The organism is Ktedonobacter sp. SOSP1-52, assembly GCF_016587395.1.
Genome location: NZ_BNJH01000002.1, coordinates 969,925 through 990,569, shown reverse-complemented (window position 1 = coordinate 990,569; position 20,645 = coordinate 969,925). Strand labels below are relative to the sequence as shown.

Here is a 20,645-nt window from a genome sequence, read left to right as displayed (position 1 = left end):
GATCACCTCGCCGTTTTTGTGTAGATGATTCGTAGGTGTTTGAGCGTACGAAAGAGGAGCATTCTGATGGCTCCCTCATTTTTTTCAAAGACCGCCGCGATCTGTTTCACGCTGAGTCCATGGACAAAGTGCAGTTCCAACATATCCTGTTGGATTTTGGGTAATGTCTTGAGCATGGCATCCAAATCAGCATATGTTTCTTGTCGTAACAAACGATTCTCCGGTGTCAGAGCCGTGTCTGCAAGAACGGCTTCGATTGTCTCTACATGGAGCGGTAGGCTAGCTTGCCGTTTGAGGCGGCGGAAGTAATCCGCCGCCTTATTGTGTGCAACTTTCCACAGCCAGCGTTCTTGCTCTTCCTCGGAGATGACTCGAAAACGCTGATTTTCCAGAGCAGACAAAAAGACCTCGACAAGAAGATCTTCAGCGTCATCCCAGGAAGCGGTCTGCCGATAGAAATAGGCGAGAATGGCAGGCGCCTGCCGTTTATAGAGTAGTGCGCTTCTATCCTGCTCTATTACAGTGAATCCTTTCTTCATTGTTTCCCTACCTTTTGAGATCTCTCCTTTCTATCGCAAAAAACGGGAAATTATAACATTCGAAAAATATGCTTTTTCTCCCTAAGGCGTAAAAGATCAAGTGCCAAAACTCACCGTTACGAGATCTTGTATGGTGGTATAGATATATTGACCTTATGCTTAGAAGCATGGTATGCTTTCCCTGGAGATTATTTTGCATGATGTGAGCGAAATGCCAGGTGAACAAGTACGCATGAAGCGGAAAGGCCTCCAGGCAAGAGTTTGCTAACAGAAAATGCCGTGTTTGCTAGATATTTCAAGGAGGAAATATGTCTATTCCTTTCCCAAAAATTCCCCTTTGTTTCCGTTCCTCTCTTTCTTTTCGCCGGTGACACCGTCACGCTGAGCGGAACTGGCACGATTACTCACATTATCAACACAACTGGCGGTCCATCGAACTCCAGCACCAATGTCGCTGACCAGGTCAGCTACCCCTAAGATGGTTCGCATCGGCTCAACAGTTGCTATCTGGGGTGATACCACCTCGGATAGCGAATGGGTATGCCACACAGCTGGAGGTTGCAGGACCTCTTTTCGCTTCATTTTATGAACGTTTTGTTTGATGTATGCAAATCCTTTATTTTTGAGGAGGAGAGAATGCCACACAAAAAGCTCGTAGCTCATGCACTAGGCATTTGTACGGCGCTGTTTCTGCTCTTTATCCACGTTCCTTTTAGTAAAGCCTCATCTCATGTAGGAGCCGCCACTTCTACCCCGATCTCGGTCTATGGTGCCTGGCAGTGTAGTAACGATGGCTGCCTCTGGGGAACGGTACGCAGTGTGACTGAGTTCGATAGCAAAAATCATTGGCTTATTGATCGAGGAGATGGTGTTCCCTCGGTAAACCTGGTGGTCTTGAGTTTCGTTCAACCGCTCAAATTGCTCAATAAGACCACAGATACGCAAACGACGCAGGGCCTTCCCATTGGGATGACAGCGGATATCGTGAACTATTTCAAGAGTCATAATATCCGTGTTATGCTCTCCATCGGCGGGATTACCTATGTCAGTGCCTGGAATCAGGCACTTGCCACCAATCCCACCCAGTTAGGGCTTAACGCGGCAGCGGTCGCTCAACAATTGGGAGTGGGCATCGAGATTGATTATGAGGAGTCAAGCTCACCCAATTTGACGGGGCTGCAAGCGTTCATTGATGCCTATCGTTCTGTAGAGCCCTATGATGTGACGGGGAGCAATCCCGCTGCGCGCTTAACCATAGACCTGGCCGCTGGCGATCGGTGGTTATCAGGCTTGACGACGAAAGCGACCACATCCTGGCTTACAACTTCGACTCCTATACTCGATTATGCCAATGCCATGGTGCCGAGTAAGCAGCCAAGCAGTGCGAGCAGTGCCGAGGCGAACTGGCAAGAACATATTGATGGCAAGCCACAGTATAGCCCCCCGATTCCCCCACTTGCTCCAGCCAAGTTCACCGGAGGTCTCTATATTACCAGTGCCAACGGGGCCGTTCAGCCGGAATGCTACCATTTCAGTGGATCGCTCATAGATACCACTGGCAGCTATGTGCATTCGGTGGCTCCTAACGGAGCAGGGACCACGAGTGGGATGCTGGGCTATATGTTCTGGGCTGCCGAGTGTCCTTCAGCGCGAGGTACCTGTACAACCCCTCCAAATAGCTGCGAAGGAGGAGTAGGCGTAGGGGGGCAGACCTATACCATTCCTGTCCCCATGCCTCAACTTCGGCAGGGATGAGGAAACCAGCTCAGGAAAGATGAGCTTGATCCTTTTTAATGAAAAGCGTGAAAAGTGTGAGAAGACATGAGAGTGTCTTCTCACACTTTGAGTGCTCACTGAGCATAACGATATATATGCAGTTTGGTGGTGAGTACTCGGGCGTCACTGAGGGGCATGGTCCTGATAGAGAGACAGTAGCGAGGGGCTTGCCTGGCATCGCCCCTCGCTACGTTAGAGAAACCAGTAATTCTACCGGCTTTGTCTCCTCCTGGCTGGCTATATCTCCCGTTTCATGAACCAGTAATTCTACAGGTGGAATTTGCCGTTTTGTGCGTTAGACTTTGAAGGTACTCGAGAGCGAACGAAAGAGCAAAAAGAGGGAATGCAGTACCATGTCAGAGGAGAAACGCGGCATCTTTCGCCGGACAGCCTTGGAGCATTATACGCGAAGAAGGGAGAAAGATATTCTCCTTCGCGTTGCCTCGCCACCCGCGATTCTGTTTAAGTTTCGGCGGCGCGTACCAGTACGTATGCAGATGGGAATGGTAGAGTGTGGCGCCGCCTGCCTGGCTATGATTCTCAGCTACTATGGACGCGTAACCACTGTCGCGGAGGTCGTGGAGCGTTGTGGTCCGGGCCGAGATGGCCTCTCTGCCTCTGCTATTGTAAGCGCGGCCCGTTCCTATGGCCTGCGCGTACGTGCAATCAGCGTTTCTGAGCAAGAGGTGCGTTTTCTGCCCTTGCCAGCCATTATTCATTGGAACTTTAATCATTTTCTGGTTGTTGAACGCTGGTCGGCTACCGCTCTGGACGTAGTCGATCCCTCTTGCGGGCGAACTCGTGTCTCCATGAAGGAGTTTCAACAGAGCTTTACGGGGATCGCCATCTTGCTAGAACCAGGGGCTGATTTTTCCCGTCAGGGCTCTGATGTGAGCGTAAGGTTGCGCGCCTATGCCAGAAAATATGTACAACAATCACCTGTAGCACTTCTCCAGATTATCGCGGCCTCGTTGCTGCTTCAACTCTTTGGCCTGGCGATTCCCGTGCTGACCAAGGTCGTGATCGACCAGGTTATCCCTCATACGTTGCGAGACGTTCTGGTGCTGCTGGGTATTGGCATGGGGATTCTGTTGCTCGCACAACTGGCGACGACGTTCCTACGTGGCTCGGTTTTGCTCTACTTGCAGACACGCATTGACAGGCACATGATGCTTGACTTCTTTGAGCATCTCCTGGCGTTGCCGCAGCGCTTCTTCCAGCAACGGTCCAGCGGTGATATTCTCGCACGCATGAATAGCAATCTGGTTATTCGCGAGACGATTAGTAACCAACTCATCTCAACGGTACTCGATGGCAGTTTTGCCATTGTCTATTTCATCATCTTGTTATCTCAATCTCCAGGTTTCGGTCTTCTGGTGTTGGGCATTGGCGCGCTCCAGTTTCTACTCTTACTGGCGACAAACCGTCAGGTACGCGGCCTCTCGCATCGTGAGTTGATGGCTCAGGGGAAGGCGGAGGGCTATATGGCAGAGGTGCTGGTTGGCATACAGACGCTCAAGTCTATGGGCGCAGAGCAGCAGGCACTTGAACGCTGGTCCAATCTCTTCTATGAGCAGATGAATGTATCCGTGCGGCGTAACATGCTTTCAACGATCATCAATGCGATCCTGACCACGGTACGCGTCTTCGCGCCTGTTGCCTTGCTCTGGTTTGGAACTTGGCAGGTGCTTGCTGGTACACTGCAGGTTGGCACCATGCTGGCCTTGAATGCTCTAAGTACCGCCTGCCTCATTCCCTTTGTCACCCTGGTGACGAATGGGCAGAGCCTGCAACTTATTCACTCGCACCTGGAGCGCATTGCTGATGTAATGGAGACCGCTCCAGAACAGGAGGGATGCGCAGTAGCGCTTCCTCCACGTTTGACAGGCAGTGTGCGTCTCGAAGATGTCTGTTTTCGCTATGATTCGCACGCGCCACAGGTGTTACACCATATCAATGTGACTATTCAGGCGGGCCAGAAAGTGGCTATTGTAGGGCGTACGGGATCGGGCAAGAGCACGCTGGGAAACTTGCTCCTGGGTCTGTATCTGCCGACGCAAGGGGAGATTCTCTTCGACAACAGGCCATTACATACGCTGAACTACCAGGCGGTACGCTCCCAATTTGGGGTTGTGATCCAGTCGTCAAACCTCTTTAGTGGCTCGATACGGGATAACATTACCTTGAATAGGCCAGGGATTGATCATGACGCAGTCGTCAGGGTCGCGCGCCTGGCAGCCATCCACGAGGATATTGTACGCATGCCCATGGGCTATGAGACCTATGTAGCTGAGGCAGGCAACGCCCTCTCGGGCGGCCAGCGCCAGCGCATAGCGCTTGCGCGCGCCCTCCTGAATTCACCCGCGCTGCTCCTGCTTGATGAAGCCACGAGCGCCCTGGATGTCGCGACCGAGCATCTCATCGAGCAAAACCTGCGCGAACTGGCTTGCACACAGATTATTATTGCCCATCGCCTCAGCACCATTCGCAATGCTGACCTGATCCTGGTTCTTGAACAGGGGCGCGTGGTTGAGCAGGGAACCCATGAGGCGCTGCTCCGGCAGAATGGATACTATGCGCAATTAATTGAGCACCAACTGGCTCATGGCGCACTGAGAAACGAGTAACTCCGGGCATTCCGGTGTGAATGGAAACGCGTTCTGTGACACCGTCTCTCGCTTAAGCACCTTTTTAAGCAACTATGATGACGGGTTGTGCGTAAGACATTCTGCCGTTGCCATAGATTGGTATCGCATCTAGAAATATGTCGCATAAGAGTGACAAAAACTGGGCGAACCTCAAAAAATGCGGAGAAAGGAGGTGAAAAATGAGTATTGAAGAGATCATCAAGGCGTGGAAGTCTGAAGAGCAGGCTCTTGAGGCAAGCGTTCTGGCGAACCCGGTAGGCCAGGAACTCTCAGAAGAGGAACTCCTGGAGACTGTGGGCGGGATGATGTGTACGATGACCTGCCTTGACAGTTCACTGGACTGCCGCCCAGGCCCTTCCAAGATCCAACCTTAAGATGTAGAGCACACTCCAGTAAAGCAAAATTAAAGCAGAATAAAGCAGAAAGGAAATAACCGCTATGAGTATTGAAGAGATCGTTAAAGCCTGGAAGTCCGAGGAGACCGCATTAGAGGCTCATATTCCGGCGAACCCGGTGGGCCAGGAACTCACGGAAGAGGAGTTGCAGGAAGTGATCGGCGGACTGCGTTGTACTGTGACCTGTGAAGAAACTTCATTGGTTTGTAACCCCACCTGTAAGCTCTCTGCCATTTAGTAATCTCACAATCTGTCACCTTTTCTTCACTAGCTCTGCCTGCGAGGAAGGGCCGTTGGATACTATGCTGGCGACCCTTCCTCCAGGCGGTTTCAGCCTATTGTCAGTATGGTGCTAAATCCCTTTGTAGAAGAAAGGATGGGCCATTATCAATGCCTCTCTCCCACGCTGATCTGCATGCCATTGTGAGCGCTGCCAGTACACTTGCCGAGAGGCAATGCAGTGGCTTTATCCCAGACGAGTCGCAGGATGCTGTACGGCTGCTAAGTCCACCGTACCTGCGCGAAGATCTCCTTCTCCCTGCCTGGGCAGTGTTTTTACAGGACATTGTGCAGTATATAGAAAGCACTCCCGCCGAGACCTACCTGGGTGAGCAGGACCAATGGTATAAAACTGCTGCCGAGAAGCCTTCTCCCTTCGTAGAACTCTTGCTCCCCTTTGTCATGGTTGGGCACCAGCGTTACGTTGAGCAGTCTGGCCCCTGGTATCATTTGCTCACTCAGGAGGCTCATACTAGCCTCAAGCTACACTTGCTCCAGGTGCTTACTTCGCTGGCAGTGCAGGCGCTCTATACCGAATTCTCCAGCCAGTATAGGCAGCAGGCTCAACCTCTCGATGAGCAGGGATTCTATCAGCAGTTTCTCCAGCAAGCCGCACGAGGCGGATTGGCAAGCTTTCTATGTTCTTATAGCGTCCTGGCTCGCCTCCTGGCTACAACGGTGGAGGCCTGGATCGACAACGCCTGTACATTTATCAGGCGATTGGCAGATGACCAGGAGCTTCTTCAAGAGAGTTTCGCAGATGGGCGAGCATTGGGCCAGGTCGTTGCTCTCCAACCTGCCTTCTCTAATCCCCATCATGGTCGACGTATGGCCATGGCCTTAACCTTTGCCTCGGGCTGCAAGCTGGTATATAAACCTAGGGACATTGGCATGGAAGCGAGCTACTTTGGCCTGCTTGCCTGGTGTAATGAGCAGGGCATAGAGCCTCCCTTCAAAATTGTGACGGTTGTACCACGCGGCTCTTACGGTTGGATGGAGTATGTCGCGCACGTCGAGTGTGAAAATGAGCAGGCGGGGCAGAAGTTCTATCGGCGCGCAGGGATACTGCTCTGCCTGGCGTATATGCTGGGAGGCAAGCAGTGTTTCTATGATCACATCGTCGCGCATGGCGAACATCCTGTCCTGGTTGACGCGAGCGCTCTTCTCCAGCCCTTTGTCAACCCCGAGCCACGAGCAATCCTTCCCGGCACTAATTGGGAAGAAGGCACATACTCTGTTCTGCATACAGGTCTCCTTGCCAGTTGGGATCAACTTACTCCACATGATGGACCTTCACGGGTGGGTGAGATGTATATGGATATCAGTGGCTTTGGTCGGAGCAAGGAGGCGGCGAATCTCAAATTTGAAGGTGTACATGAGTATCGTCCCTTGCCGCTCAAATATGGGGTGGTGAAGATGCGTGAACGCGCGCATGTACCGAGGTATAATGGGCTCCCTTTGCGCCTGGAAGCGTATCGCGACATTCTCGCTACGGGTTTTGTTGATATGTATCAGTGGTTGATGGGGAAACGTGAAACCCTGCTTACCCCTGGAAGTCCTCTCCACGCCTTTAGAGGGCGGTTCGCGCGTTTCGTTTATCGCCCTGACCGGGTGTACCACGCGCTCTTCCAACAACTACTACTCGTGGAGCGCTTGCGCGATGAGGTGCAGCGACAGGTACTCCTGGAGTCGCCGCGCCGACATCCCATCCCTGTCGAGTACTACCTGTGGGAACAGGGGGATCTCGCACACTGGCTGCCAGTCCAACGCGCTGAAGAGACGGCACTATTACGCGCAGATATGCCCTTTTTTACGGTGCCTACAGATGGTACCACGCTTTTCCTTGACGAGACACAAAGCATCGCCAACTGTTTTTATCATTCCTGTTTTACGCTGGTGCTTGAACGACTGCGGAACTTTGATATTGAGGATATGCGCCGCCAGGAGGGATTCTTGCTTGGAACGCTGGGAGAGAAGTGCGTTGCGCGTATATATCACATCGACGGCGAGGAGCGCCAGGGAAGCCCTAGTCTTGAGCGTGAGGTGCTTATCAGGCAGGCACTGGCTATCGCGGAACGCATTGCGGAGCAGGCCATAGAATTGCCTCATGGCTGTATCACCTGGCTTGCGCCAGAGTACCAGATGCGCTCCAGGCGCTATCAGCTCCAGCCCGTCCGTTATAGCCTCCTGAATGGCCTGAGTGGAATCGCACTCTTCCTGGCCGCTACCGCCCAACTTTCAGGAAATGAAACCTATCATCGCCTGGCGCAGGGAGCCACTCTCACGCTGCGTCAAGCGTTGCAACATGAGGGTGAGACGCTCGCGCACGAAATGGGCATTGGTGGCGCGCTTGGCCTGGGATCGCTGGTCTATACGCTGACGCGCATTGCTCAATTTCTAGACCTACCAGAACTCTACACAGTAGCGACCCAGGCCGCAAGCCTGGTGACGCGTGAACGCATCGCACGCGATCTCGCGCTCGATGTTATCGCTGGTTCAGCTGGGGCTATTCTCGGTTTACTGGCGCTCTATGAGGTGTCGCATGACCAGGAGATTCTGGAACGAGCCATCCTCTGTGCTCGGCATCTTCTGCGCCAGCGGACGGCCAGCATGGTCGGGTGCCTCGCGTGGCCAACGCTGAACAAGCGACACTCTACAGGCTTTTCGCATGGAACGGCTGGTATCGTCTATGCCCTGACCAGGCTCTACGAGGTCACGCGTGACCCCACTTTGTTAGAGGCGGGAAGGGAGGCCCTCGCCTATGAGGATGCAGCCTTTCTCCCCACCCTGGGTAACTGGGCCGACGAACTTGTTGAGGACGAGGCAGGGAAACCAGTCGTGCTTTCAACCTGGTGTCATGGCGCTCCTGGCATTGGCCTCGCGCGCCTGGGTGGTCTGGGTTGTCTCGATAATGCACAGATTCGACGCGATATTGAGGTCGCGTTGGAGACCACACAGAAGGCGGGGATCTATGGTGACGACCACATCTGTTGTGGCAACTTTGGTCGTGTCGAGATCTTGTGGACAGCGGCTCAACGCCTAAAACGTTCTGACCTGGCGGATGCCGCGCTTAGGCAGACGAAGGAGATATTGGCCCGAGCACAGCGTAGAGGTGGCCTGGCCCTGAACGACCTGTTGCCGAAATGGGTGCCCAACCCGGTCTTCTTTCATGGAACGGCAGGCATTGGCTATACCCTCTTGCGCCTGGCCTCCCCACAAAAACTCCCCTCGGTGCTGCTGTGGGAATAGTTCACTCACGTAAAGCCATCCTGTCTTTTGTCTTGAAGGGAAAGAGGAACTAGCATATGGAAACTACCCCAGTCCAAACAGACCAGGCAACAAGTCCTTTGTGGCAGGCTCCTGGCTGGTATAACGCCGCGCTATTAAGCGAGCGAAGCATGTCATGTTTACGTACTGAGCCATCACCTGTGCCGGACCGGAGCAAGCTTGAGCAGGCCCAGAAGAAATTTCAACGCTGGCGAGACCAGGCGCCCTTCAATACAGGGACATTTTTTACCCAACGGCTGGAGATGGATGGCCTTACGGAAGAAGACCTGCTGACCCTGCTTGGCGAACCGCTTGAGTCTCTACAGGCCCGGCTCTCGCAACCCTATCCACCTGAATGGATGGTAGAATTGAGCAACGCGCTTCTTGATCCTACGCCGGGCGAGGACATAGCGCGGCTGCTTGCCGAGGCGATACCAGAGTCGGAGGCGGTTGCCTTCCTGTTGCCATTTACCTCACTGATGCGCCCGGGGATTGCGCGACTACGTGCGGGAATAGAGAAGCTTGCTCATGGCTCTCTCCCCTTTGATCAGCAGCATATCATGGAGCTTCTTCTGCCGAACTTTGTCCAGCAGATTATGCCTAAAATAAGCAAGACACTAGTCCTGGAACTTAATATTGCGCGCCTACGAGGCCAGTTACAGGGTGAGACGCCGCAGGAGCGCTTCCATAGCTACATCCAGCGCCTGTGCCAACGTGAGCACCTGATCGCTTTTCTGCAGGAGTATTGCGTTCTAGCTCGGCAATTTCTTGTAGCCATGGATCGCTGGGTGCTATGCAGCCTGGAACTCGTATCGCGCCTCTATGCGGATTGGGACGAGATGTGTGCTCTCTTCTCTCCTGAGAGTGAGCCTGGACCACTCGTCGAAATTGGGGGGAGCGCGGGCGATACGCATCGTGGTGGGCGCAGCGTAATGCTGCTGAAGTTCCGTTCTGGCTTGCAACTGGTGTACAAGCCAAAATCGCTGGCAATTGACGTGCATTTTCAACAACTGCTCCAATGGCTAAATGGGCAGGGGGAAGGACCAGCGTTTCGCACCCTGAAACTTCTTGATCGCGAAACCTATGGTTGGTCGGAGTTTGTGACAACCCCTGAGTGCAGTTCTGAAGAAGAGGTAAAACGCTTTTTTGTACGGCAGGGGCGATACCTGGCTCTGCTCTATGCCCTGGACGCCAGCGATTTTCACGGAGAAAATGTCCTGGCTGCAGGCGAGCATCCTGTTCTGGTGGACCTGGAGGCGCTCTTTCATCCTCGCTGGGCCCTCAATGAGGATGGCGTGGCCAAGCGCCCAGCCTACCACATTCTTGATCACTCTGTACGGCGTATCGCCCTGCTGCCAGAGCGTTTCTGGTCCACAGAAGCCTTTGAGGGAGTTGATCTAAGCGGGTTAGGGAGTGGAGAGGGGCTGAGTCCTCACCCGGTTGCGCGCTGGGAAGACGTGGCGAGCGATGAGATGAAGCTGGTACGTGAGCATATTGAGATGCGAGGCGGAAATAACCTCCCACGTCTCAATGGGCGTCCTATACAGGCCGTTGACTACCTTGAATATATTGTGAGCGGTTTTCACGCTATGTACCATTTCCTCGTACGTCACCAGGAGCGTATTGCGCGTGAATACCTCTCACTTTTCGCGCAGGGTGAGATTCGCTTTGTGGCGCGCGCTACCAGGACCTATGGGATATTGCTTACCGAAAGCTTTCATCCCAATATGTTGCGGGATGCGTTGAAGCGCGAACGCTTCTTTGATGGTTTGTGGACAGAGGTTGAGCAACAACCACTCCTGGCCAGGCTCATTGCCGCTGAGCGTGCGGACCTCTGGCAAGGCGATATCCCGATGTTTACAACGCGTCCAGCCAGTTGTGATCTCTTCACAAGCCGAGGCGAGCGCATTCCAGACTTCTTTGCCACTTCGAGCCTGGACATAGTTAGGCAGCGTCTTGCGGCTCTCGATGAGGAGGACCTGGAGCGGCAGATCTGGCTGATTCGTGCCTCATTTGCCAGTGTACCGCTCATGGCTCTTTCCATCTCTGGTGGGCAGCCTCCCGCCGGGCAGGCGTGCCCCTTCCCTGAGCGTGAGAGGCTACTCAGGGGGGCACAGGTGCTTGGAGATCGCCTTTGCGCGAGCGCGATTGTGAAAGACGATATGGCAGATTGGATTGGACTCTCCTTCGTGATGGATCGTGACTGGGGTGTGGCACTGGCTGGAGCCGATCTCTACAATGGCCTGCCAGGTATCATCCTCTTCTTGGGCTATCTGGGAGCGCTCACCGAGAACTTGGGCTACACGGAGTTGGCCAGGCGTGCCCTCAAGACGTTTCGCTGTGAGCTTGCCAGGCTTACGGCCCATCCCGACCACTATTGCGTGGGAGGCTTCAATGGTTGGGGGTCAGGCATCTATCTCTTCACGCAACTGGCCATCCTCTGGCGTGACTCCACGTTCTTGCAGGAGGCTGAGGGACTGGTTCAGTTGTTTCCGGACGTATTGAAGAAGGATGAGCGCTATGACCTGGTGGATGGGAGCGCCGGTGGGATTGCCAGTCTGCTGAGCCTTTATACCGTGGCTCCGACAGCAGAGACGCTGGCTATGGCTGAGCGCTGCGGTGATCATTTGCTAGCACAGACTCAGCACAGTGCGCAAGGATCAAGCTGGAAGACGCTGCGCCAGGAGGTCCCGCTGGCGGGTTTTGCGCGTGGAACAGCGGGCATTGTCTGGAGCTTGCTTCGACTCTCGGAGGTGAGCGGTCAGCAACGTTTTCGGCAGGCTGCCCTGGCGGCACTTGCATACGAGCGTAGCCTGTATGTGCCGGAGGTGCGCAACTGGCGAGACCTGCGCAAGCAGCCAGGCTCCTCGGCACAGGCACAGAGATATGGGATGTCGTGGGCGCATGGCGCCCCTGGGATTGCGTTGGGGCGACTCGCATCCTTGCGCTACCTTGACGATAACACGTTACGTCAGGAGATCACCGCTGCGCTTGTTACCACCAGCGAGGAGGGTTTTGGGTATAGTCACGAGCAGATTGGTCCTAATCACTCTCTGGCCCATGGCGATGCGGGCAACCTGGAGGCGCTCTTGCTAGCTGGATGGGTACTGCGTGATCCACTGGCCGAGGAATACAATGCTCGACTGAATGTTGTCACCTCAAGCCTGCTCGCAAGCGTCGAAGCCGGTACAATCTGTCTGGGTACTCCACGCAACATTGAAGCGCCAGGGCTGATGATCGGATTAGCAGGCATTGGCTACACCTTGCTCAGGCTTGCCGACCCGGGACGGGTACCATCTGTGCTCCTCCTGGAACCACCCGCTATTGCAGAAAGACCTTGATAAGCGCCCTTATAGTGTACAGGCCTCCTCCAAGAAGGAGGCCTGTACACTATAAAGCATACTCTTTAAAGGCTGTCCCATCTTGAAAGGGTGTTCTCAGCGCGCAGAAAAGCTATGTTCTAGCTTTCTCACAAATTATAAGCCACAACGAGGCATGGACCTTGACCACCCTCTGTAAAAAGATTGGGTCCCCTTGTCCACGTACACCAATCGAAATGTTCGGGAATAATAGTGGATATGTTTCCTAAATCGTCATGATTGGTACAGTTTTGTGAGTAGAGATGTCCAGAGGTGATTTTTACAACGACCCCATAGATTCCATATCCTTTTGCCATGGGCGGGATTGTTAATCTAATGTTGCTGCCTGTTACTGACGTCATAGTCTTGCTTACACTCTCGCTTTGCTGGTGAACGCTATCGTAGACGGCATTAGCTTGTACAATTGCCAGCGGCACAAAGGCATTTCCAGTTATGACAGGAGCCTCACCCTTGACTTCCGCATGGAATTTCTGAATTTGAGTCTCACTACGTGAAATGCTCACAGACGCGCTATGCGTAGCGCTGAGGGTAAAGTCTGCATTATCAGCCGTGCCATTATAGGCAGATTCGAAATCGAGTACCTCTAATGCTTCGCCTCCATCCTTAACTTGATCATACACGTATTTGGGTTTACAGGAAGGCGCTGTTGTTTGTGACGAATCATCACCACAACCAAGCATTGGAAGAAGAATGAGAAGGAAGATGCAACCCAGCGGTAGAATATGTTTCATTGCTTGCCTCTACAATCTAATTTGCTGAAAACTCAATAGAAGCCTCATCATTATTGTTATATTCAGCTTTAATACTGTATTTGCCCGCCGCATGGATATCGATAGGTTTATTGTAAATGTGTTCTCCTTGCTGAATAGCCAGAGGTATACTAGTATCTTCTAGCACGCCACTATGCAATATTCTAAGTGTCACCAGAGCGTTTTTGTCCGTTGTATTTACCGTGAAGACGACATATATTGTCTCTCCAACCCCAAAAGAGTTATTCTCTCCTTGTACTGTATTTCCATGGGAATCAAAACCGCTACCTGTCTGGATCTTGGTAATATGGGTGCCTGTTGTTGTTGTGGGATCGCCACCACAGGCGACAAGTGGGAACAAGACAAGAAAAAAGACACAAAGCAATGTTACGCTGGTTTTCATATATTCTCTACCTATCGTACCTGGATTTGCTCAATGATCATACTCTAAACTCTGCCATAGCTACCGTAATTAAGATGCCATATAAATTCAAGAAAGTCAACTATTAATCCGACATTCGATTTTTAGGTTTTCAACAGAGAGCATAGAAGCAAGCATCTTATATTTAGTAGTGAAATCAAAAAATAGTCATAAATAAAGCAGGGGTATCTAGAGGCTGATATTTGATGAGATCCAAAATATGTCGTCTATCAGTATGGCAGAAGTTTTTGTCTGCTAGCAGGTTGGCCATACTCTTCTGAGATAATAGGAGGTATTATGACAGGCATCCGTAACGTGATTTCGACGTTGAGCGAAAACGGCGAGGAGATAATGGGGCCAGAAATTCTCCTCTGGCATTATCCCCACAATGGCATCATGAATGGCTCGTTGCTTACAGTGGAGAGCAACCATTTCTGCGTTCTCAAGTCGCGGGGAGCTATTCTCAATGTCTACGAAACAGGGCAGTATACGATTCAGACCCCTGATCGTCCGCTTTTCGGCTCTATGCAACAGGCTTTCTATGGTGGGCAGAGCCCTTGGCAGTATGAGGCACTCTACATCAATCGCGCCAAGCTCGTGCTGAAAACAACCGGCATGGCCCTCTCACGAGAAATGGCCGAGATGGTTTACAGCGTGGATTACTATATTCATGTTGAGACGCGCGAGGCCGCGGTACAACTTGTCCAACACATGCCCTACCGGGGACATGCATTGACAACGCAAGAGATCAATGCCTATGCTGGCCCCGTCATTGAGCAGGCGGTCAACCAGGTTGTGCAGATTACACCCCTCGAAGTGGTGAATGAAAAGATTCACGATCTTTCGCAGATCGTATTTCAGCACCTCCAGCAATTCCTGACGACGTATGGAATCGCGCTCAATACAGTGAAAGTCCTGGTGTTTCCTCGCGATGAGCGCATGAAGGCGCTGATTTCGCTCAAGGCTTTTGGTTTGAGCGAGCTAGAAGCGGTGCGCTACTATACAGCGATGTTGATGGCGGAAAGAGGGATTGTCTCCGCTCCCAATATGGCGATTGGCCAACCCTTCAATGTCAATGGTGTACAGCCAACTACAAATGCTGATCACTATACGGTCAACTCATCACACGCTCCTGCACCCACTCCTCCACGCGCACCGGTTCAGCCACCTCGCTAAAAGAATAATCAAAGGGATACGGGCAAGCTCATGCTTGTCCGTTATCGGGAGGGATCGAGATGAGTTCACAACCATCCAACAATCCGCTCATGCAACAATTGCAATTGCTGCTTACGGGCTATGGCTATAACTTTTATAATAAGACAGACCAGGCACGCGCGGACGATGTGCTTGTGCGAGAGCGAGCCTCCTACTCTCTCTCTCAAGCGGTATCCCTGCTCGCACAATTGCGTGGCGAGTATCATACGCGCTTTATTCCTCCTCTGACGCGTGCCAACCCTGACCCACCCCAGGAAGCCATGGCGCAAATACGAGCCATTGAGGCGGCTCAACAGGCCCTTGCGAGTGTGGAATCTGGCATCCGTGGGATGTCGGTCCCGACCCAGGATCGTATATGGTGGCGCTTTCGGCAAGAGCACGCTCTTTTGACACAGTTGTTGAACTTTGACCTGCTACTTGTACGCGGCAGCGAGCAAATATATCAGCACGTTTCGCGTATGACTCCTGAGGATTGGGTGAGCCAGAGTGCTATACTACGCCAGATGACGCAACAACTGGCCCAGACAGCGAAGGAGCGGGAGCGCTTCCTGCTCATACAGCTTTAGCTCTCGGAGAATATCAGCCCAGGCAAGGTTGTTACCATCAATGGGCTGGATGGGTGTTGGATGGGATCGTCAGGTTGTTGTTCTTATTCCATAAACAGGGCGGACTATTTCTGTGAGCACTATTTTACTGGTAGATGATGATGTTCATCTTCGGGAGCTGTCGCGTATCTTCCTACAACAGGAAGGCTTTACGCTCGCTGAAGCGTCTGATGGCGTTGAAGCCCTTGCCGTCTTTGCACAAAGCAAAATCGACCTGGTTATCCTTGATATCATGATGCCAAAGATGGACGGCTGGAAGTTGTGTCAGGAGCTACGCAGGTACTCTGATGTCCCCATCCTCATGCTCACAGCCAGGGGGGAGACCAGCCAGAAGCTCAAAGGTTTCCAGGTGGGTACTGATGATTACCTGGTCAAGCCTTTCGAGCCACCTGAACTGGTTGCCAGGGTCAAGGCTCTGTTGAAGCGCTATCGCATTGCCACCTCACAGCGACTTCGGGTCGGTGAGTTGGTTATGGATCATAAAACCTTTGAAATGAGTGTGCATGGGGAACGCCTCACGTTACCCCTGAAAGAATTTGAGGTGCTGTTCAAGCTGGCGAGCGAGCCAGGAAGGACCTTTTCTCGCGACCAGTTGATTGAGGATATCTGGGGCTATGACTTTGCTGGCAATGAACGTACCCTGGATGTGCATATTAATCGGCTGCGCGAACGCTTTCCCGAAGATCAGCATTCCTTCCGCATAAAAACTATCCGGGGTCTGGGATATCGGTTGGAGGTGGGCTGATGAAGACGAGGTGGGTTATTCAGGTTACTGCTGTGGGCGTGGTCGCAATGTTGCTCTTGTGCGCTATCTGGACTGGCACCTTTTTCCTGACGGCGTGGCTGTATGCTGCGACTGGCTTGACGCTTCCTCCCTTCCTGATTCAGGTCTTGAATTCACTCTTTGGTCTATTGGTATTTGTCTTACTTTTCATTGTCTACATTGCCTGGAGCAGCACCAGGTCAGAAGTCAGGCGACAACGCATGCAGGTCTTTGAACCTATTATCGAGGCGATGAAGCGGATCGCGAAAGGCGATTTTCAGATCAGGCTCGACCCAGAGGTTGGGGCCAATGGGTTTACAAGTGAACTGGCGAAGAGTGTGAACCAAATGGCTGAGGAACTGAACCAGATGGAGCATATGCGACAGGAGTTTATATCGAATGTCTCGCATGAAATCCAGTCACCATTGACCTCAATTCAGGGCTTTGCGCAGGCCCTGCATGATGAACACCTGCCGGTTTTAGAGAGAGAGCACTATCTTGGCATTATCGAAACCGAAAGCATGCGGCTCTCCAGAATGACTGAGAATATGCTCAAGCTTGCCTCCCTGGAATCAAAGCATCTGACGGTTGAGCCGAATTCTTATCGCCTGGATAAACAGATTAGAATGCTCATCCTGGCCTGTGAGCCACAGTGGACGCGTAAAGCCATCACTATGGAGGTGGATCTGGAAGAGGTCTTGCTTTTCGCGAATGAAGACCTGCTCTCACAGGTGTGGAGTAATCTCCTACACAACAGTATCAAATTCACGCCACAGGGTGGAAAAGTGTGTGTTGAAGTGCATCGGCAGGATCGTTGCATCGAATGCAGGATTACGGATACGGGGATAGGTATCCCCCTGGAGGCGCAAACGCGTATCTTTGAGCGCTTCTATAAGGTCGATGCCTCACGGGAGCGTGCCCGCGAGGGAAGCGGATTAGGACTCGCCATCGTCAGAAAAATAGTGGAACTCCACCAGGGGACCATTAAGGTGGTGAGTCAACCTCATGCCGGAACGAGTATGCTTGTCTCCTTGCCAGCAGCAGAATAAGGTCGTCAGAAGAAGCCCCGCTCACTCTGAATGAGAGTGAGCGGGGCTTCTTCTGGCAGGTGCCAATTTAAATTGTGTTTACAAAACCCATGTATTGTTCTCTATGAGACCTAACGTTGCACATGCCTGACGATGGTGCTGAGGGAGGGGATCATGCCCATATATCAGATACATCGAAGTAATGAGATCAAAAAGGAGAACTTTTTCATGAGTAGCACAAAATCGAACACCTTACCTGTGCCTGGCGCGACTCTTTCCTACGAGGTGCGTGGAAGCGGTCCTCTCCTGCTTCTTATCGCTGGTGGAGGCAATGATCGCATTGTCTTCCATGAGATTGTGGGCTATCTCACCGATCACTATACCGTTGTGACCTATGATCGCCGGGGTCTTTCGCGCAGTCAACTCGACAATCCAGGTGAAGAACAACACGTCGAGGTACACAGCGACGATGCCCATCGTTTGCTTAAAGCCTTGGGGAGTGACTATGAACCGGCATATGTATTCGGGAGTAGCGGCGGTGCCATTATTGGACTTGACCTGGTGGCCCGCCACCCCGGACAGGTCTATACGCTGGTCGCACATGAGCCGCCAACGCACCTATTGCCCGAGACGGACCCCATTCAGGAGATGAAAGGCATCCAGGACGTATACCGGCATTCAGGAATTATGGCGGCCTTACAGGCACTCTTTCAGTTGGATGGCCTGAACGAGGACGGTCGAGACATAGTGAGCGAGTTACCTGCCTCTATAAAGGATCAGATTGTGAAGAACACGATCTTCTTCTTTGAGCATGAGGTCGCCATGTACGACCACTACCTACTGGATTTTGCCGCACTCGCAAGCGCTACCAGTCAGACGCGAATCGTGCTTGCTGGCGGACACGACTATCAGGAGGCCGCGACATACTTAAGCGCCGCCGCCGTAGCGGACCGGCTCGGAACGGATATGGTAGAATTTCCGGGCCGCCACGTGGGCTATGTGAGCAATCCGAGGGCCTTTGCCCACCGCTTGCGCGAAGTACTTGACGAGAGGCCAGCGCAAATTTCCCAAATTTTGTGAACGAAGACACTGCTTTATCGCACAAACCTGGGCAGCACTGCAAATGTTTCTCGCCTGATCCCTAAACCATTACAAAGTACCGGTTTGTAGTGGTAGTGAGGATCGCACTTGTTGGGTGGCAGAGACCATATGCTTCAACGCTGGCTTGACTTCTTCCCACTTGCGCGTCTTGAGACCACAATCAGGATTCACCCACAACTGTTCGGATGGAAGAATCTGGAGGACGAGACGCAGTTTCTCATCAAAATCCTGTGTTGTCGGCACATGCGGCGAGTGCACATCGTAGATGCCAAGTCCAATGCCGTTAGGATAGCGATAGGCTCTGAGTGCCTCCAGGAGATCGAACTGAGAGCGCGAGGCTTCGATGAGGACTACATCAGCATCCATGCTGGCGATCTCAGGAACGATGTCATCAAACTTTGAGTAACATAGGTGGGTGTGGATCTGCGTTTCGTCACGTACACCGTTGGCAGCCAGGCGGAAACAGAAGATTGCCCAGGAGAGATACTCCTGCCAGTCAGCATGACGTAGAGGAAAGCCCTCACGTAGCGCTGGCTCATCGATCTGAATCGCGCGTATGCCAGCCGCTTCCAGGTCCAGGACTTCCTCGCGAATCGCCAGGGCAATCTGCTTGCACGTTTCTGAACAGGGCTGGTCATCGCGCACAAAGGACCACTGCATGATGGTCACCGGACCGGTGAGCATCCCTCTGACCGGGCGAGTGGTGAGCGATTGCGCAAAGCGTGACCACTCAACGGTTATCTGCCCAGGGCGTGCCACGTCACCATAAATGATCGGGGGGCGCACAGCACGCGATCCATAGCTCTGGACCCATCCATGCTGTGTCAGCAGCATCCCGGTCAGATACTCACCAAAGTATTCGACCATATCACCCCGCTCTACCTCGCCATGCACCAGCATATCTAGCCCGGCCTCCTCCTGAAAGCGAATCACCTCTTCGATCCCTTGCTTGAGGAAGGCTTCATAGCTGTTCTGATCCAACTTGTGGCTCTTGTAGGCGGCACGCGCTGCGCGCACATCTGCTGTCTGCGGATAGGAGCCAAGCGTCGTGGTGGGTAAAAGTGGCAGTTTAAGTCCAGCTTGCTGACGCCCTTTGCGCATATGATATGGCTGCGAACGTTGTGCCATCTGCTCTGTAATGGCCTGGACACTTTGAGCAACCTCCACCTTGTGAATGCGTGCTGAACTGCGCCTGCTCTCCAGCGCCTGCCTATTGGCCTGGAGCGCAGCCTCAATTGTCCCTCGACCCTCATTGAGCGCGCGGGTGAGCAGACTGATCTCCTCAACCTTTTGCCTGGCGAAGGCGAGCCAGGAACGCATCTCTTCGTCAAGATGCGTCTCTTGCATCACATCAATAGGTACATGCAGCAGTGAGCAGGAGGCGCCGAGCAAGACGCGCTCTGTGCCAAGCGCCTGCACAGCTTGCGAAGCCACAGTCAGCACACGCTCAAAATCGGTGAGCCAGATGTTGCGTCCATCGACAAGGCCGAGTGAGAGTGAGAGCGAGGACGGGGCTTGCTCAAGCGCCTGCTCAAGCTGTTCTGGAGCACGAACCAGATCAAGGTGTAGCGCATCTATGGGCAACTGTAATGCCAGCGGCAGATTCTCGCGCATATCGCCAAAGTAGGTGGCGAGTAAGATGCGCAGTGATGGAGTCTGGGCTGCTCTCTGCGCAGCCAGGCGCGTATAGGCAAATTGGTAGGCTGCCCGCGTCGCCTCATCCAGGTCGAGAACCAGGCATGGCTCATCGATTTGTATCCACTCAGCCCCCGCCTGCGCCAGGGCTTGCAGCGTCTCCTCATAGACAGGCAGGAGGGCATCCAACAGTGCAAGCTGGTTCATCCCGCTCTGTGTTGTCTTGCCGAGCAGCAAGAAGGAGAGCGGACCGAGCAGCACCGGACATGTCTGGATGCCCAATGCCTTCGCCTCCAAAAACTCCTCGACAGGCTTGCGTGAGGCAAGATGAAACGCTTGCCCTGGCTCAAACTCAGGAACGATATAGTGATAATTGGTGTCGAACCACTTGGTCATCTCCATGGCAGGAACTGCATTGGTCTGGTCCTGGTCCTTTTCCGTGCCACGCGCCATAGCGAAATAGGTATGCAGATCAACCAGGCCTCCATTCCATTGATAGCGTCTGGGAACGGCTCCAACCAGGGCGATTGTATCAAGTACATGGTCGTAGAGGGAAAAATCGTTCGACGGGATGTGCGTCAGTCCTGCCTGGTGTTGCAGCTGCCAGCGCTGCTTGCGTAGCGCGCTTGCCTGCTCAAGCAGTTCCGTTTCAGTGATACGACCAGACCAGAACTGTTCAAGTGCCTTCTTCAGTTCGCGCCTGGCGCCAAGACGCGGATAGCCAGGGATCATTGCTTGGACCATTTTCAACTCTCCTTCACACTGTCAAATGAGAATCACATTATCCCCATGTTTGTAAATCGAATGTTCGTTTTATAAACACGGACAGTTCTATGATATCATA

General features: G+C 52.9%; 15 protein-coding genes. 11 read left to right on the top strand and 4 right to left on the bottom strand.

Going from position 1 to position 20,645, the window contains the following annotated elements; genetic code table 11:
* Positions 1-2 precede the first annotated feature (2 nt).
* Positions 3-539 carry an RNA polymerase sigma factor gene (locus JMJ16_RS19880; RefSeq protein ID WP_201384297.1) on the bottom strand — a complete coding sequence of 179 codons (537 nt, stop codon included), beginning with the start codon at positions 537-539 and terminating at the stop codon, positions 3-5.
* A gap of 636 nt (positions 540-1,175) precedes the next feature.
* Between JMJ16_RS19880 and JMJ16_RS19875 the strand changes: the two genes are divergently transcribed.
* The 6 genes from JMJ16_RS19875 to JMJ16_RS19850 all read left to right on the top strand — a co-directional run bounded on the left by JMJ16_RS19875 (position 1,176) and on the right by JMJ16_RS19850 (position 12,245).
* On the top strand, positions 1,176-2,294 hold the full coding sequence (locus JMJ16_RS19875; protein WP_201384296.1) for a hypothetical protein: 1,119 nt from the start codon (positions 1,176-1,178) through the stop codon (positions 2,292-2,294).
* Between the two features lie 374 nt (positions 2,295-2,668).
* Positions 2,669-4,942, top strand: coding sequence for a peptidase domain-containing ABC transporter (locus JMJ16_RS19870; RefSeq protein WP_201384295.1), 2,274 nt, complete (start codon positions 2,669-2,671; stop codon positions 4,940-4,942).
* 200 nt (positions 4,943-5,142) lie between these two features.
* Positions 5,143-5,337 (top strand): hypothetical protein, encoded by a 195-nt coding sequence (locus tag JMJ16_RS19865; RefSeq protein ID WP_201384294.1) that lies wholly within the window; start codon positions 5,143-5,145, stop codon positions 5,335-5,337.
* 64 nt (positions 5,338-5,401) lie between these two features.
* Positions 5,402-5,596, top strand: a complete 195-nt coding sequence (locus tag JMJ16_RS19860) for a mersacidin/lichenicidin family type 2 lantibiotic (RefSeq protein WP_201384293.1) — start codon at positions 5,402-5,404, stop codon at positions 5,594-5,596.
* 152 nt (positions 5,597-5,748) lie between these two features.
* Positions 5,749-8,886 carry a type 2 lanthipeptide synthetase LanM family protein gene (locus tag JMJ16_RS19855; protein ID WP_201384290.1) on the top strand — a complete coding sequence of 1,046 codons (3,138 nt, stop codon included), beginning with the start codon at positions 5,749-5,751 and terminating at the stop codon, positions 8,884-8,886.
* Between the two features lie 56 nt (positions 8,887-8,942).
* Entirely contained in the window at positions 8,943-12,245 is a 3,303-nt protein-coding gene (locus JMJ16_RS19850; protein ID WP_201384289.1) for a type 2 lanthipeptide synthetase LanM family protein, read from the top strand.
* 128 nt (positions 12,246-12,373) lie between these two features.
* On the opposite strand, the gene JMJ16_RS19845 is transcribed toward JMJ16_RS19850, so the two are convergent.
* Both JMJ16_RS19845 and JMJ16_RS19840 read right to left on the bottom strand, forming a co-directional pair.
* Positions 12,374-13,015, bottom strand: a complete 642-nt coding sequence (locus tag JMJ16_RS19845; RefSeq protein ID WP_201384287.1) for a hypothetical protein — start codon at positions 13,013-13,015, stop codon at positions 12,374-12,376.
* Positions 13,016-13,031: 16 nt separating this feature from the next.
* A complete protein-coding gene (locus tag JMJ16_RS19840; protein WP_201384285.1) occupies positions 13,032-13,436 on the bottom strand; it encodes a hypothetical protein in 405 nt (134 codons plus the stop codon).
* A 315-nt stretch (positions 13,437-13,751) separates the two neighbouring features.
* Between JMJ16_RS19840 and JMJ16_RS19835 the strand changes: the two genes are divergently transcribed.
* The 5 genes from JMJ16_RS19835 (at position 13,752) to JMJ16_RS19815 (ending at position 18,145) form a co-directional block, all read left to right on the top strand.
* Entirely contained in the window at positions 13,752-14,630 is an 879-nt protein-coding gene (locus JMJ16_RS19835; RefSeq protein ID WP_201384283.1) for an SPFH domain-containing protein, read from the top strand.
* Between the two features lie 59 nt (positions 14,631-14,689).
* Entirely contained in the window at positions 14,690-15,235 is a 546-nt protein-coding gene (locus JMJ16_RS19830; RefSeq protein WP_201384281.1) for a hypothetical protein, read from the top strand.
* A 112-nt stretch (positions 15,236-15,347) separates the two neighbouring features.
* Positions 15,348-16,019 (top strand): response regulator transcription factor, encoded by a 672-nt coding sequence (locus JMJ16_RS19825; protein ID WP_201384279.1) that lies wholly within the window; start codon positions 15,348-15,350, stop codon positions 16,017-16,019.
* Complete coding sequence (locus tag JMJ16_RS19820; protein WP_201384277.1) at positions 16,019-17,086, top strand: cell wall metabolism sensor histidine kinase WalK; 1,068 nt, start codon at positions 16,019-16,021, stop codon at positions 17,084-17,086. The genes JMJ16_RS19825 and JMJ16_RS19820 overlap by 1 nt, the downstream gene beginning before the upstream one ends.
* A gap of 207 nt (positions 17,087-17,293) precedes the next feature.
* Positions 17,294-18,145, top strand: coding sequence for an alpha/beta fold hydrolase (locus JMJ16_RS19815; RefSeq protein ID WP_201384275.1), 852 nt, complete (start codon positions 17,294-17,296; stop codon positions 18,143-18,145).
* A gap of 69 nt (positions 18,146-18,214) precedes the next feature.
* Here the strand turns inward: JMJ16_RS19815 and metE are convergent, their stop codons facing one another.
* Positions 18,215-20,545 (bottom strand): 5-methyltetrahydropteroyltriglutamate--homocysteine S-methyltransferase, encoded by a 2,331-nt coding sequence (gene metE, locus JMJ16_RS19810; protein ID WP_201384274.1) that lies wholly within the window; start codon positions 20,543-20,545, stop codon positions 18,215-18,217.
* Positions 20,546-20,645: the final 100 nt, after the last annotated feature.

Coding starts and splice junctions, on each gene's coding strand:
- JMJ16_RS19820 (WP_201384277.1), top strand. CDS start 16,019: ATGAAGACGAGGTGGGTTATTCAGGTTACTGCTGTGGGCGTGGTCGCA.
- JMJ16_RS19880 (WP_201384297.1), bottom strand. CDS start 539: ATGAAGAAAGGATTCACTGTAATAGAGCAGGATAGAAGCGCACTACTC.
- JMJ16_RS19830 (WP_201384281.1), top strand. CDS start 14,690: ATGAGTTCACAACCATCCAACAATCCGCTCATGCAACAATTGCAATTG.
- JMJ16_RS19870 (WP_201384295.1), top strand. CDS start 2,669: ATGTCAGAGGAGAAACGCGGCATCTTTCGCCGGACAGCCTTGGAGCAT.
- JMJ16_RS19840 (WP_201384285.1), bottom strand. CDS start 13,436: ATGAAAACCAGCGTAACATTGCTTTGTGTCTTTTTTCTTGTCTTGTTC.
- JMJ16_RS19875 (WP_201384296.1), top strand. CDS start 1,176: ATGCCACACAAAAAGCTCGTAGCTCATGCACTAGGCATTTGTACGGCG.
- JMJ16_RS19815 (WP_201384275.1), top strand. CDS start 17,294: ATGAGTAGCACAAAATCGAACACCTTACCTGTGCCTGGCGCGACTCTT.
- JMJ16_RS19850 (WP_201384289.1), top strand. CDS start 8,943: ATGGAAACTACCCCAGTCCAAACAGACCAGGCAACAAGTCCTTTGTGG.
- JMJ16_RS19835 (WP_201384283.1), top strand. CDS start 13,752: ATGACAGGCATCCGTAACGTGATTTCGACGTTGAGCGAAAACGGCGAG.
- JMJ16_RS19865 (WP_201384294.1), top strand. CDS start 5,143: ATGAGTATTGAAGAGATCATCAAGGCGTGGAAGTCTGAAGAGCAGGCT.
- JMJ16_RS19860 (WP_201384293.1), top strand. CDS start 5,402: ATGAGTATTGAAGAGATCGTTAAAGCCTGGAAGTCCGAGGAGACCGCA.
- JMJ16_RS19845 (WP_201384287.1), bottom strand. CDS start 13,015: ATGAAACATATTCTACCGCTGGGTTGCATCTTCCTTCTCATTCTTCTT.
- JMJ16_RS19855 (WP_201384290.1), top strand. CDS start 5,749: ATGCCTCTCTCCCACGCTGATCTGCATGCCATTGTGAGCGCTGCCAGT.
- metE (WP_201384274.1), bottom strand. CDS start 20,545: ATGGTCCAAGCAATGATCCCTGGCTATCCGCGTCTTGGCGCCAGGCGC.